This window comes from Ruegeria sp. CJ2 (genome assembly GCF_056536745.1).
In genome coordinates, this window is the sequence record NZ_JBQFQF010000009.1 from 1 (window position 1) to 14,369 (window position 14,369).

Sequence of the window (14,369 nt, forward strand, 5' to 3'; positions counted from 1 at the left end):
ACCGAAATACTTGGTGATCGCTGCGGTCAGCGTCGTTTTACCATGGTCAACGTGGCCAATCGTGCCGATGTTGACGTGCGGTTTTGTACGCTCAAACTTTTCCTTTGCCATGATGGCCTCCTTTTTCGGTAATGAAGGGAGCCCGTTAATCGGACTCCCTCAAATTTTCGCTTATGCGTATTTCGCCTGGATCTCGTCCGAGATGTTCTGCGGAACCGGATCGTAGTGGTCGAACTGCATGGTGAACTGGGCACGGCCCGACGACATCGAACGCAAGGTGTTGATGTAGCCGAACATGTTCGCCAGCGGAACAAAGGCGTCAATCGCGATGGCGTTGCCGCGCGGTTCCTGACCAGACACCTGGCCCCGACGCGAGGTCAGGTCGCCGATGATACCGCCGGTATATTCTTCCGGGGTGATCACTTCGACCTTCATGATCGGTTCCAGCAGTTTCGCGCCAGCTTTGCGCATGCCTTCACGCATACACATCCGCGATGCGATTTCGAACGCCAGAACGCTCGAGTCAACGTCGTGGAACTTACCGTCCAGCAGGGCAACCTTGAAGTCGATCACGGGGAAGCCAGCCAGCGGGCCGCTATCCATGACCGAGTTGATGCCTTTTTCAACGCCCGGAATGTATTCCTTCGGAACGGCACCACCAACAATGCGGCTTTCGAACGAATAGCCTTCGCCTGCCTCAGTGGGCTGGATCTCCAGCTTGACTTCCGCGAACTGACCCGAACCACCCGACTGTTTCTTGTGGGTGTAGGTGTGTTCGACCGGCATCGAGATGGTTTCACGATAGGCCACCTGAGGTGCACCAATGTTCGCTTCGACCTTGAACTCGCGCTTGAGACGGTCAACCAGGATGTCCAGGTGAAGTTCGCCCATGCCCTTCATGATGGTCTGACCCGATTCCAGATCAGTTTCCACACGGAAGGACGGGTCTTCGGCGGCCAGACGTGCCAGACCCTGGGACATCTTCTCCTGGTCGCCCTTGGTTTTGGGCTCAACCGCGATCTCGATCACAGGATCGGGGAAGGTCATGGTTTCCAGAACGACCGGCTCTTTCGCGTCACACAGGGTGTCACCGGTGGTGGTGTCTTTCAGACCCGCCAGCGCGATGATGTCGCCTGCAAACGCTTCTTCGATCTCTTCCCGGTTGTTCGAGTGCATCATCATCATACGACCGATGCGCTCTTTCTTACCTTTGGTCGAGTTCAGGATCGAGTCACCCTTGTTCATGGTGCCCGAGTAGATCCGGGTGAAGGTCAGCGAGCCAACGAAGGGGTCGTTCATGATTTTGAACGCCAGACCCGAGAACGCCATTGCGTCATCAGCACGACGTGCGATGTCACGAACTTCTTCCTCGTCGCCGGGTTTGAAGCCCATGTAATCAACAACGTCCAGCGGGCTGGGCAGATAGTCGATCACAGCGTTGAGCAGAGGCTGAACGCCTTTGTTCTTGAACGCCGAGCCACCCAGAACCGGAACAAACGCGATGTCCAAAGTACCTTTGCGCAGCAGGGCGCGCAGGGTCTCAACGTCGGGCTCATTGCCTTCCAGGTATTCCATCATCGCGTCGTCGTCCATTTCGACGGCCGCTTCGATCATCTTGCCGCGCCATTCGTCAGCCATGTCTTTCAGGCTGTCGCGGATGGGAGCTTTGATCCAGCTTGCGCCCAGATCTTCGCCCTGCCACAGCCACTCTTCCATGGTGACCAGGTCGATCAGGCCTTCCAACTCGGACTCCGCGCCGATCGGGATACCAACCGGAACAGCGCGTGCGCCGGTGCGGTCTTCGATCATGCGAACGCAGTTGAAGAAGTCTGCGCCGATCTTGTCCATCTTGTTGACGAAAACCATACGCGGAACCTTGTAGCGGTCAGCCTGACGCCACACGGTTTCGGTCTGGGGCTCAACACCTGCGTTTGCGTCCAGAACGCAGACGGCACCGTCGAGAACCGCCAGCGAACGCTCAACTTCGATGGTGAAGTCAACGTGGCCGGGGGTGTCGATGATGTTCAGGCGGTGCTTGGGGGTATCGGCGGTCTGACCGTCCTCGGTGCGTTCCCAGAAAGTGGTTGTCGCAGCCGAAGTGATGGTGATGCCGCGTTCCTGCTCCTGCTCCATCCAGTCCATGGTGGCTGCACCATCGTGCACCTCACCGATGTTGTGGGATTTACCAGTGTAATACAGGATACGCTCCGAGCAGGTGGTCTTACCTGCGTCGATGTGCGCCATGATACCGAAGTTACGGTATAGTTCGAGCGGATATTCGCGTGCCATTTTGGATAAGCCTCTGGATTACCAACGGTAGTGGCTGAAGGCTTTGTTCGCCTCGGCCATCTTGTGGGTGTCTTCGCGCTTCTTCACGGCAGTACCGCGGGACTGTACAGCGTCCAGCAGCTCACCGGCGAGGCGTTCTTCCATGGTGTTTTCGTTACGGCCACGGGCGGCGGTGATCAGCCAGCGGATGGCCAGTGCTTCGCGGCGCTCGGGGCGCACTTCGACCGGAACCTGATAGGTTGCACCACCAACCCGGCGCGAGCGAACCTCGACCGACGGTTTGATGTTATCGAGCGCTTCGTGGAACACTTCGACCGGTGCGCGCTTTACCTTGTTTTCAACGCGGTCAAAGGCGTTGTAAACGATGCGCTCTGCGACCGACTTCTTGCCGTCGATCATCAGGTTGTTCATGAATTTGGTCAGTACCTTGTCGCCAAATTTGGCGTCAGGCAGGACTTCGCGTTTTTCGGCGGCGTGACGACGTGACATATCAGCCTCTCCTTCTTACTTGGGACGCTTCGCGCCGTATTTCGAACGACGTTGCTTACGGTCTTTGACGCCCTGAGTATCCAGAACACCGCGCAGGATGTGGTAACGCACACCGGGAAGGTCTTTCACACGGCCGCCACGGATCAGAACAACCGAGTGTTCCTGAAGATTGTGGCTTTCACCGGGGATGTACGAGATGACCTCGAACCCGTTGGTCAGGCGCACTTTGGCAACCTTACGCATCGCCGAGTTCGGCTTTTTCGGTGTGGTGGTATACACACGGGTGCAGACGCCGCGTTTCTGCGGGCACTGCTCCAGGTGCATGGACTTCGAGCGTTTTACTTTGGGCTGCCGCGGTTTGCGGATCAGCTGTTGAATAGTTGGCATTCCGGTTTCTTCCCCGTTTTGCAACACACATGACATGCACGCGCATTGCGTGCGGTTAAACTTTGCTGCACTCATGCGTCCACAAGCGCAAAACCCGCGAGCGTTCCCATTCCGAGGTGAACGTCGCGGTTGGTTATCAGAGGACGCGAACTGCAAAATTGTCCGGGTCTTGACCAGTCCATTACTGAGATCGGTTATGGGGCGGCCCCCGGTACCGAGATGACGCGCGTAATAGGGGGAGTCGGCCCAAGTGTCAACAGCACACCTGATCTGGCGCCCAACCGACGACTTCGCCTTGAATTATCACAGTTTGCCCAGCACTTCCAGCACAACAGGCGTTGCGGGCGACGGATCGTGTGGGCATAGTCCCCGGCAACGCCCTGCCTCATGGATGAAACATGCAAGTCATCGGTCTGTGCCGCTTTTCCTACCCTGCTTATGGCGGCTTTCAGATCGAACATGACTCGATCGAAGAGCGCCGCGCCTATCTCTATAACCCCGCGCGTCTGGAAGAGCGGTTCCGCCTGTTCGAAACAACCACCCTGCCCTGTTTTAAAGAACAGACCGACGAGGATTTTCAACTATTGGTCGTGATTGGTGATTGCCTGCCGAAACCGGCCTTTGATCGCCTTCAAGACCTGACAGCGGGCATCAAGCAAATCAGGATCATCGCCCGGGAACCCATGCGACAGCGCCGCGTCATGAAAGATGTTCTGAACGCCGCGCGCGAAAACCCCGATGCGCCCTGCCTGCAATTTCGCCATGACGACGACGATGCGGTATCCGTCGACTTCGTCGAACGGCTGCGCATTGCCCTGCACGATGGCAAAGGGCTGATCGAAAAGAATAAAACTGTCGCAATCGACTATAATAGCGGGTTTCTTGCGCGGTTTGGGCCCAATGGAATTCTGGCCGCACAGAAATTTCAGCCTTTGCTGGGTGTGGGTTTGGGCATGTATGTGCGCGGTGGGTGTGATCTGACGATCATGAATTTCTCTCATTACCGGATGGGGAACTTCATGCCGGTGATCAGCTATCCTGACGCGCCGATGTGGGTCCGTACACTGAACCAGTTCAACGATTCACCACATGCCCGAAACAACAACGCCGATCTTTTGCCCCTCACCCCAGAACAGGAAGGCGAATTTATCGCGCGTTTCGCGATTGAACAGGACGCTGTCCGGCGCGTTCACGGAACAGCGTAAACAGACCCGCGCCCACAACAAGCACCGCGCCCAGCATTGTAATCGCGTCGGGCCAGTCACCGAACACTGCCCAGCCCAGCCCCAAAGCCCAGATCAGGCTGGAATAACGAAATGGGGCGATAAAACCCACATCCCCTTCGCGCATCACCATGACGCTGAACAGGTATCCCATCAGCACAAACACGGCGGCTGAGGCGACCAAGATGCCCGCCTCGGTCGGCACGGGCTTCCATCCTGTTGCAAGCGAGGCGACACTTGCGGCCAGCGTAATCGTCACTGTCGTCGCAAGCGTCACAACAAGCGAAGGCACATGGCTGGACATCCTCCGTGTGATCAGGTCCCGTGCGGTCACCGAAGCCACCGCAATCAGCGCATAAACCGAGAATATGCTGAACCCCTCGGGGCCGGGCCGCACGATCAACAACATGCCGACAAATCCCATCCCGATCGCCGCGATCCGACGCCAACCGATATATTCGCGAAAAAACAGCGCAGCCCCCAGCGTCACAGTCAGCGGCAGAGCCTGCAGGACAGCCGTCACATTCGCCAGCGGCATATGCAGAAGCGCTGTCAAAAAGAAGAATGTGGCCGACAACTCGGCCAGGCAGCGCGCAGCGACAAGCCATTTGTCATGACGCGGGAAATTCAGATGCAGCGCCCCGAAATGGCGAACCAGCAGGAAAACCAGCACCGTTGCCAGAACACCCCGCATTGCCACCATCTGAAACAAAGGTATCTCGGCCCCTGCAACCTTTACCAAGGTATCGTTGATGGTAAACGCAGCCATGCTGCCCATCATCAACAGGGCGCCTTTCATGTTTGGGGTCATTGAAACAAAACTCGAATGTCGTCCCGCACATTCGCGCGGAGGATACGTACTAAGTCAATACTCGGTCCAGAAACATGAGATTGCAATTTGCTCCAATATGCTGAAACTTCAAGTAATTCTGACGAATTTTTTTTGGAGTGATTATGTTCGAGAAAGGCTCTCAAGGTTTCGGCCAACAACCACGTCGTTACCAAGCCGCTACACAACATCAACCTGTGCGCCCCATGTCGCGATCTGCCGCGCCGACCATGAGACTGGACCGCATGTTCTTGGGTGCTCTGTGCTCGTTTGTTGTGTGATTCCTGTTCTTCAATCTTCAAGCGATTTCCGATCTGGCACCGGATTCTGTAAAAAACAGCTCCGCGCCGGGTGCGTTCGGGATGCCTGTTGCCGTGGTTTCAGCCTGTTGGTTCGCCGTTATCCCCAGCCTGTTTATTCGGGGTGTCTACCGGAGTGCATTCAGCGGAAAGCTGCTTCTAAACTGGTTTGCAACCGGTGCTTTTGTTGTCCTTGGGCTCGGCTTTCTGTTCTTAACCCTCGGCGCATAACGCCCATTATCCGGCTCAGTCGACGAACTTGACTAAAAGAAAAGGCCCCGCGTTTCCGCAGGGCCTGATTATTTTTCTGGGTCGGCGTTTATTCGCGGCTTTCCGGGGTGTCGACCACCACGTCCAGTTCATCACCAACCATGTCGTCGTCAATGACCGGAGCGGCCAGGGCAGCGGCGGCTTCGGCCTCTTCGCGGCGGGCTTCGATGACCACGTTGTCACGCGATTGCGCAACCTGACGTACGGCCTGTGTCGCGCCACCGGTACCGGCGGGGATCAGGCGGCCGACGATGACGTTCTCTTTCAGGCCAACCAACTTGTCCTTCTTGCCCTGAACCGAAGCTTCGGTCAGCACGCGGGTGGTTTCCTGGAACGACGCCGCCGAGATGAACGAACGCGTTTGCAGCGAGGCCTTGGTGATCCCCAGAAGGATCGGCTCGCCCTGTGCCGGACGACCACCGCGGGCGATGGTCTTCTCGTTGGCCGCGTCGAACTCCTGCTTGTCGACATGCTCGCCTTTCAGCAGGGTGGTGTCGCCTGAATCCAGTATCTCCCACTTCTGCAGCATCTGGCGCACGATGACCTCGATGTGCTTGTCGTTGATCTTCACACCCTGCAGACGATACACGTCCTGCACCTCGTCGATCATGTAATCCGCCAGCGCTTCGACACCCATGATGGACAGGATGTCATGCGGAGCCGGGTTACCGTCCATCAGGTATTCACCCTTCTGGATGAAGTCCCCTTCGGCGACCGGGATGTGCTTGCCCTTGGGCACCATGTACTCGATGGTCTCCATGGACTCGTCAGCCGGTTCGATGCTGATGCGGCGCTTGTTCTTGTAGTCGCGGCCAAAGCGCACGTAACCATCGGCTTCTGCGATGATCGCGTGATCTTTCGGACGACGGGCTTCGAACAGTTCGGCCACACGCGGCAGACCACCGGTGATGTCCTTGGTCTTGGCGCCTTCACGCGGGATACGCGCAACGACGTCACCGGCTTCGACGGTCTGGCCGTCTTCGACCGACAGGATCGCATCCACCGACATCGGATAGTGAACCGGGTTGCCCGCATCGTTGCGGACCGGCTCGCCATCTTCGCCGACCAGAATGATCTCGGGCTTGAGGTCGCTGCCTTTGGGGGCCGCGCGCCAGTCGATCACGATCTTCTGGGTCATACCGGTTGCTTCGTCAGTCTCATCGCGGACGGCAAGGCCCGAAACAAGGTCAACGTATTTCGCGGTACCGGCTTTCTCGGCAATGATCGGCAGGGTGTAGGGATCCCATTCGAACAGCTTGTCGCCACGGGCAACGGTTGCGCCATCCTTGACGAACAGCTTGGAGCCATAGCCCAGCTTGAAGCTGGCACGCTCTTCGCCGTGTTCGTCGTTGATCACCAGCTTCATGTTCCGGCCCATGACCAGGCTTTCGCCTGCGGCATTGACCAGAATCTGCGGGTTCTCGAACGCAACAACACCTTCCTGGTTGGCTTCCTGGAACGACTGCTGACCACCTTGCGCAACACCACCGATGTGGAAGGTCCGCATGGTCAGCTGTGTACCGGGCTCACCGATGGACTGCGCGGCGATGATGCCGACAGCCTCGCCCGTGTTGACCATGGTGCCGCGCGCAAGGTCACGACCATAGCAGGTTGCACAGACGCCTTCCTCGGACTCACAGGTCAGAGGCGAGCGGATGCGCATCGACGCAACACCGGCTTCATCAATGGTGTCAGCCATACGTTCGTCGATCAGCTGACCTGCGGCCACGATCACCTCGTCGGTGCCCGGACGCAGAACATCGTCAGCCGCCACACGGCCCAGCACACGTTCGGCGAGCGAGGCAACAACCTCACCGTCGTTCACAGCCGCTTCTGCCGTGATCGCACGCTCGGTGCCACAGTCGATCTCACGCACGATACAGTCTTGCGCCACGTCCACCAGACGACGGGTCAGATACCCCGAGTTCGCCGTCTTCAGGGCGGTATCCGACAGACCCTTACGGGCACCGTGGGTCGAGTTGAAGTACTCGAGAACGGTCAGACCTTCTTTAAAGTTCGAGATGATCGGCGTCTCGATGATGTCACCGTTCGGTTTGGCCATCAGGCCGCGCATACCGCCCAGCTGTTTCATCTGAGTGACCGAGCCACGCGCACCCGAGTGGGCCATCATGTAGACCGAGTTCGGTTCCTGCTCGGACCCGTCCTCTGCCCGATCCGACGACGAGATCGTGCTCATCATCGCGTCAGTGACACGGTCGTTACACTTCGACCAGGCATCGACAACTTTGTTGTACTTTTCGCCCTGAGTGATCAGGCCGTCCATGTACTGCTGTTCAAAGTCCTTCACCTGACCGCGGGTGTCATCAACGATGCCCCACTTGTCGTCCGGGATGACCATGTCGTCCTTACCGAACGAGATGCCCGCCTTGAACGCTTCTTTGAAGCCCATCGACATGATCTGGTCACAGAAAATGACCGACTCTTTCTGACCGCAATAGCGGTAGACGGTGTCGATCACCTGCTGCACTTCTTTCTTCCGCAGCAGACGGTTGACCAGCTCGAACGGGGCTTTGTTGTTCATCGGCAGCAAGGCACCCAGACGCAGACGGCCCGGAGTAGTCTCGAAACGCTTCTGAACTTCGTTGCCTTCGTCGTCGATCTGCGTGATCCGCGCGGTGATCTTGGTGTGCAGATGCACTTCGCCCGAATCCAGCGCGTGCTGAACTTCGTCGATCGACCCGAACACCTTGCCTTCGCCCGGCATGCCTTCGCGTTCCAGGGTCACATAGTAGAGACCCAGGATCATATCCTGCGACGGGACAATAATGGGCGCGCCGTTTGCAGGCGACAGGACGTTGTTCGTCGACATCATCAGAACACGGGCTTCCAGCTGTGCCTCAAGGCTCAGCGGCACGTGAACCGCCATCTGGTCACCGTCGAAGTCGGCGTTAAAGGCCGAACAGACCAGCGGGTGCAGCTGGATCGCCTTACCTTCGATGAGAACCGGCTCGAACGCCTGAATGCCAAGACGGTGCAGCGTCGGCGCACGGTTCAGCATGACAGGGTGTTCGCGGATCACCTCGTCGAGGATATCCCACACTTCGGGACGCTCTTTCTCGACCAGTTTCTTCGCCTGTTTCACGGTCGAAGACAGACCCTTGGCTTCAAGGCGCGAGTAGATGAACGGCTTGAACAGCTCCAACGCCATCTTCTTGGGCAGACCACACTGGTGCAGCTTAAGCTCCGGACCGGTCACAATGACCGAACGGCCCGAGAAGTCGACGCGCTTACCCAGAAGGTTCTGACGGAAGCGACCCTGCTTACCTTTCAGCATGTCCGACAGCGATTTCAGCGGACGCTTGTTGGCACCGGTGATCACGCGACCACGACGGCCGTTGTCGAACAGAGCGTCAACCGATTCCTGCAACATCCGCTTTTCGTTGCGGACGATGATATCAGGCGCGCGCAGTTCGATCAGACGCTTCAGACGGTTGTTCCGGTTGATGACGCGGCGATACAGATCGTTCAGATCCGAGGTCGCGAACCGGCCACCATCCAGCGGAACCAGCGGACGCAGTTCCGGCGGAATGACCGGGATCACGGTCATGACCATCCACTCAGGCCGGTTGCCCGACTCGAGGAAGGATTCGACAACCTTCAGACGCTTGATGATCTTCTTGGGCTTCAGTTCGCCGGTTGCTTCGGCCAGATCAGCACGCAGCTGCTCGGCTTCGGCTTCCAGATCGATCTGGGCCAACATCTCACGGATGGCTTCGGCACCGATATTCGCGGTGAACGCGTCCATGCCATAGGCATCCTGCGCATCCATGTACTCCTCTTCGGTCAACATCTGGCCGTAGGTCAGGTCGGTCAGACCGGGTTCGATGACGACATAGTTTTCAAAGTACAGAACGCGTTCCAGATCACGCAGCGTCATGTCCAGCATCAGACCGATACGGGACGGCAGCGATTTCAGGAACCAGATATGTGCAACGGGTGCTGCCAGTTCGATGTGGCCCATACGTTCGCGGCGGACTTTCTGCAGGGTGACTTCCACGCCGCATTTCTCGCAGACAACGCCGCGATACTTCATCCGCTTATATTTGCCGCACAGACATTCGTAATCTTTGATCGGGCCAAAGATACGCGCGCAGAACAGACCGTCACGTTCAGGTTTGAACGTCCGGTAGTTGATGGTTTCGGGTTTCTTGATCTCGCCATAGGACCAAGACAGGATCCGCTCAGGCGACGCCAACGAGACCTTGATCTCGTCGAAAACCTTCGGGGGCGTCAGCGGGTTGAACGGGTTGTTGGTGATTTCCTGGTTCATTTGTTACCTCAAATCTTGCGGAAGGGGGGACGGGAGAAAGGGCAGCGCCCTTACTCCTCAACCTCCGCATCCAGGAGTTCCATATTCAGGCCGAGGCCACGGACTTCTTTAACCAGAACATTGAACGATTCTGGTACGCCCGCTTCAAAGTTATCCTCGCCCTTGACGATCGACTCATAGACCTTGGTCCGGCCGGCGACGTCATCCGATTTCACAGTGAGCATCTCCTGCAGGGTGTAGGCGGCGCCGTAAGCTTCCAGAGCCCAGACTTCCATCTCACCAAAGCGCTGACCACCGAACTGCGCCTTACCACCCAGCGGCTGCTGGGTCACCAGGCTGTACGGCCCGGTCGAACGCGCGTGGATTTTGTCGTCCACAAGGTGGTGCAGTTTCAGCAGGTACTTGATGCCCACGGTCACCGGACGTGCGAATTGCTCACCGGTGCGACCGTCGAACAGAACCGACTGACCGCTTTCCGAGAAGCCCGCACGCACCAGCGCGTCGTTGACGTCTGCTTCCTTGGCACCGTCAAAGACCGGGGTTGCGATCGGAACACCGCGGGTCACGTTGCCCGCAGCCTCGATCAGGCCATCCTCGTCCAGACCGGTGATGCCTTCTTCGTAGACATCTTCGCCATAGGCCAGCTTCATCGCCTCGCGCACAGGGGTCAGATCGCCGGATCGACGATATTCACCCAGAGCGTCGTCGATGTTCAGACCCAGACCGCGTGCAGCCCAACCCATGTGGGTTTCAAGGATCTGACCGACGTTCATACGTGAGGGCACACCCAGCGGGTTCAGACAGAAGTCAACCGGCGTACCATCGGCCAGGAACGGCATGTCTTCCATCGGAACAACCTTGGAGATCACACCTTTGTTCCCGTGACGACCGGCCATCTTGTCGCCCGGCTGCAGCTTGCGCTTCACGGCGATGAAGACTTTGACCATCTTCATCACACCCGGCGGCAGGTCGTCGCCACGACGGACTTTCTCGACCTTGTCTTCGAAACGGGCGTCCAGAGCACGCTTTTGCACTTCGTACTGCTCGTTCAGAGCCTCAACGATCTGTGCGTCCTGCTCGCCTTCCAGCGCCAGTTGCCACCACTGACCGCGGGTCAGGGTTTCCAGCAGCTCCTCGGTGATCACCGACCCTGCCTTGACACCTTTCGGGCCTTTGACAGCGGTTTTGCCCAGGATCAGGCCCTGCAGACGCGCATAGATGTTGCGGTCAAGGATCGCCAGCTCGTCGTCCCGGTCACGGGCCAGACGTTCGACTTCCTCACGCTCGATCTGCAACGCACGCTCGTCTTTCTCGACGCCGTGACGGTTGAAGACGCGAACCTCGACGACCGTACCGTAATCGCCCGGCTTCACGCGCAGCGAGGTGTCGCGCACGTCAGATGCTTTTTCGCCAAAGATGGCGCGCAGCAACTTTTCTTCCGGGGTCATCGGGCTTTCGCCCTTCGGAGTGATCTTGCCGACCAGAATATCGCCCGGCTCAACATCCGCACCGATGTAAACGATGCCCGCCTCGTCGAGGTTGCGCAGCGCTTCTTCACCGACATTCGGGATATCGCGGGTGATCTCTTCCGGGCCCAGCTTCGTGTCACGGGCGGCGACTTCAAATTCCTCGATATGGACCGAGGTAAAGACGTCGTCACGCGCGATACGTTCCGAGATCAGGATCGAGTCTTCGTAGTTGTAACCGTTCCACGGCATGAACGCGACGACCACGTTCTTACCAAGCGCCAGTTCACCCATATCGGTCGACGGACCATCGGCAATGACCTCGCCCTTCTGGACGGTGTCACCCACCTTGATCAGCGGACGCTGGTTGATGCAGGTGTTCTGGTTCGAACGCTGGAACTTGCGCAGACGATAGATGTCAACGCCAGCGTCGCCCAGTTCCAGATCCTCGGTAGCGCGAATAACGATACGCTGGGCATCGACCTGGTCGATGATACCGGCACGTTTCGCCTGAATCGCAGCGCCCGAGTCGATCGCAACCTTTTCCTCGATGCCGGTACCGACCAGCGGTGCCTCGGCCCGCAGCAGCGGAACCGCCTGACGTTGCATGTTCGAGCCCATCAGAGCGCGGTTGGCGTCGTCATTTTCAAGGAACGGGATCAGCGATGCAGCGACCGAAACCAGCTGCTTCGGCGACACGTCGATCAGGTCAACATTCTCGCGCGGGGCAAGAGTGTAGTCACCAGCCTGACGGGTCGAAACCAGATCGTTGATGAACTTGCCATCCGCATCCAGCGTCGCGTTCGCCTGCGCCACGGTGTGACGCATTTCCTCGGTCGCGGACATGTAGTGAACCTCATCGGTCACCTCGGCGTCCTTAACCACGCGGTACGGTGTTTCGATGAAACCATACTTGTTCACGCGGGCGAAGGTGGCCAGCGAGTTGATCAGACCGATGTTCGGACCTTCCGGCGTTTCAATCGGGCACATCCGGCCATAGTGGGTCGGGTGTACGTCGCGCACCTCAAAGCCCGCACGCTCACGCGTCAGACCACCGGGGCCAAGCGCCGAGAGGCGGCGTTTGTGGGTGACTTCCGACAGCGGGTTGGTCTGGTCCATGAACTGCGACAGCTGCGACGAGCCGAAGAATTCACGAACAGCAGCGGCCGCCGGTTTCGCGTTGATCAGGTCCTGAGGCATGACGGTGTCGATCTCGACCGACGACATACGCTCTTTGATCGCGCGCTCCATGCGCAGCAGGCCAACGCGGTACTGGTTTTCCATCAGTTCGCCGACCGAGCGCACACGACGGTTGCCGAGGTGGTCGATATCATCCACGTCGCCTTTGCCGTCACGCAGCTCCACCAGCGCCTTGATGCAGGCCACGATGTCTTCGCGGCGCAGGGTGCGCAGGGTGTCCGGCGCGTCCAGAGCCAGACGCATGTTCATCTTCACGCGGCCAACGGCGGACAGGTCATAGCGCTCGCTGTCGAAGAACAGCGTGTCGAACAGGGCCGAGGCCGCTTCGACGGTGGGCGGCTCACCCGGGCGCATGACGCGGTAGATGTCCATCAGCGCGCTTTCACGGTTCAGGTTCTTGTCCTGAGCCATGGTGTTGCGCATGTAGGGGCCGACATTGACGTTGTCGATGTCCAGAACCGGAATGTCGGTGATGCCCGCGTCGATCAGCTCTTTCACGGTGCCGCCGATCAGATCGCCGTCCTTGTCATATTCAAGGGTCAGTTCATCACCGGCCTCGACATAGATCGCGCCGTTTTCTTCGTTGATGATGTCCTTGGCGACAAACTTGCCAACGATGTGGTCAAACGGAACCAGCAGATCGGTGACAGTGCCTTCGTCGATCAGTTTCTTAACCGCGCGCGGCGTGACTTTCTTGCCCGCTTCGGCAATCACTTCACCCGACTTCGCGTCGATCAGATCGTATGTCGGACGGGTGCCGCGCACACGCTCGGGGAAGAACGGTGTGATCCAGCCTTTCTTCTTGTCGAGCTTGTAAGACACGGTCTCGTAATACGCGTCCATGATCGCTTCCTGATCCAGACCCAGCGCGTAAAGCAGGGTTGTCACAGGCAGTTTGCGGCGGCGGTCGATTCGGGCGAACACGATGTCCTTGGCGTCGAACTCAAAGTCCAGCCAGCTGCCACGATACGGGATGATGCGGCAGGCAAACAGCAGCTTGCCCGAAGAATGGGTTTTGCCCTTGTCGTGGTCAAAGAACACACCGGGCGAGCGGTGCATCTGGGACACGATCACACGCTCGGTGCCGTTCACGATGAACGTACCGTTCGGCGTCATCAGGGGCATGTCGCCCATGAACACGTCCTGTTCCTTGATGTCCTTGACCGACTTGGCGCCGGTGTCCTCATCGACATCAAACACGATCAGACGCAGAGTCACCTTCAGCGGCGCGCTGTAGGTCATGTCGCGCTGCATGCACTCTTCGACGTCATATTTGGGTTTTTCCAGATCGTATTTCACGAATTCCAGAACGGAGGTTTCGTTGAAATCCTTGATCGGGAAAACCGACTGGAACACACCTTTGATGCCTTCGCCGTCTGTGGGCTGCTCTGCATCGCCGGAGCGCAGGAAAAGATCATAAGAAGATTTCTGGACCTCAATGAGGTTCGGCATTTCCAAAACTTCACGGATTTTGCCGTAATATTTACGAAGACGTTTCTGGCCAAGGAACGTTTGAGCCATGTCAGATGTCACCTTTCGATGTTCTCAGCGGGCAAAGACACCGTCGGGCCCCGGCATCTTGCACATTCGAGACGACACGTCCGGATCAATTCATGGCCACCGTCC

8 protein-coding genes are annotated in these 14,369 nt (G+C 58.0%); 1 reads left to right on the top strand and 7 read right to left on the bottom strand.

Annotated elements, in window-relative coordinates; translation table 11 throughout:
- From ACR0MS_RS13725 to rpsL, 4 genes are all read right to left on the bottom strand, one after another.
- Positions 1 to 111: GTP-binding protein (locus ACR0MS_RS13725; RefSeq protein WP_170744588.1), on the bottom strand; the 111-nt coding region annotated here is incomplete at its 3' end.
- A 60-nt stretch (positions 112 to 171) separates the two neighbouring features.
- Complete coding sequence (gene fusA, locus ACR0MS_RS13730) at positions 172 to 2,289, bottom strand: elongation factor G (RefSeq protein WP_480577720.1); 2,118 nt, start codon at positions 2,287 to 2,289, stop codon at positions 172 to 174.
- 18 nt (positions 2,290 to 2,307) lie between these two features.
- Complete coding sequence (rpsG, locus tag ACR0MS_RS13735) at positions 2,308 to 2,778, bottom strand: 30S ribosomal protein S7 (protein WP_010441203.1); 471 nt, start codon at positions 2,776 to 2,778, stop codon at positions 2,308 to 2,310.
- 15 nt (positions 2,779 to 2,793) lie between these two features.
- Complete coding sequence (gene rpsL, locus ACR0MS_RS13740) at positions 2,794 to 3,165, bottom strand: 30S ribosomal protein S12 (protein WP_005621086.1); 372 nt, start codon at positions 3,163 to 3,165, stop codon at positions 2,794 to 2,796.
- A gap of 398 nt (positions 3,166 to 3,563) precedes the next feature.
- Here rpsL and ACR0MS_RS13745 point away from each other — a divergent pair, with 398 nt between their 5' ends.
- On the top strand, positions 3,564 to 4,370 hold the full coding sequence (locus ACR0MS_RS13745) for a putative rhamnosyl transferase (RefSeq protein ID WP_480577725.1): 807 nt from the start codon (positions 3,564 to 3,566) through the stop codon (positions 4,368 to 4,370).
- Here ACR0MS_RS13745 and ACR0MS_RS13750 read toward each other — a convergent pair.
- The 3 genes from ACR0MS_RS13750 to rpoB all read right to left on the bottom strand — a co-directional run bounded on the left by ACR0MS_RS13750 (position 4,312) and on the right by rpoB (position 14,264).
- Positions 4,312 to 5,199: a DMT family transporter gene (locus ACR0MS_RS13750; protein WP_480577728.1), complete on the bottom strand. Its 888-nt coding sequence runs from the start codon at positions 5,197 to 5,199 to the stop codon at positions 4,312 to 4,314. The genes ACR0MS_RS13745 and ACR0MS_RS13750 overlap by 59 nt on opposite strands.
- A gap of 636 nt (positions 5,200 to 5,835) precedes the next feature.
- Entirely contained in the window at positions 5,836 to 10,077 is a 4,242-nt protein-coding gene (rpoC, locus tag ACR0MS_RS13755; protein ID WP_480577731.1) for a DNA-directed RNA polymerase subunit beta', read from the bottom strand.
- Positions 10,078 to 10,127: 50 nt separating this feature from the next.
- The gene (gene rpoB / locus ACR0MS_RS13760) at positions 10,128 to 14,264 is read right to left on the bottom strand and encodes a DNA-directed RNA polymerase subunit beta (RefSeq protein ID WP_480577734.1); all 4,137 of its coding nucleotides are present in this window, start codon (positions 14,262 to 14,264) and stop codon (positions 10,128 to 10,130) included.
- Positions 14,265 to 14,369: the final 105 nt, after the last annotated feature.

Excerpts from the sequence above, each read along its gene's own strand:
- rpsG (WP_010441203.1), bottom strand. The coding sequence starts at position 2,778 with ATGTCACGTCGTCACGCCGCCGAAAAACGCGAAGTCCTGCCTGACGCC.
- rpoB (WP_480577734.1), bottom strand. The coding sequence starts at position 14,264 with ATGGCTCAAACGTTCCTTGGCCAGAAACGTCTTCGTAAATATTACGGC.
- ACR0MS_RS13745 (WP_480577725.1), top strand. The coding sequence starts at position 3,564 with ATGCAAGTCATCGGTCTGTGCCGCTTTTCCTACCCTGCTTATGGCGGC.
- rpoC (WP_480577731.1), bottom strand. The coding sequence starts at position 10,077 with ATGAACCAGGAAATCACCAACAACCCGTTCAACCCGCTGACGCCCCCG.
- fusA (WP_480577720.1), bottom strand. The coding sequence starts at position 2,289 with ATGGCACGCGAATATCCGCTCGAACTATACCGTAACTTCGGTATCATG.
- rpsL (WP_005621086.1), bottom strand. The coding sequence starts at position 3,165 with ATGCCAACTATTCAACAGCTGATCCGCAAACCGCGGCAGCCCAAAGTA.
- ACR0MS_RS13750 (WP_480577728.1), bottom strand. The coding sequence starts at position 5,199 with ATGACCCCAAACATGAAAGGCGCCCTGTTGATGATGGGCAGCATGGCT.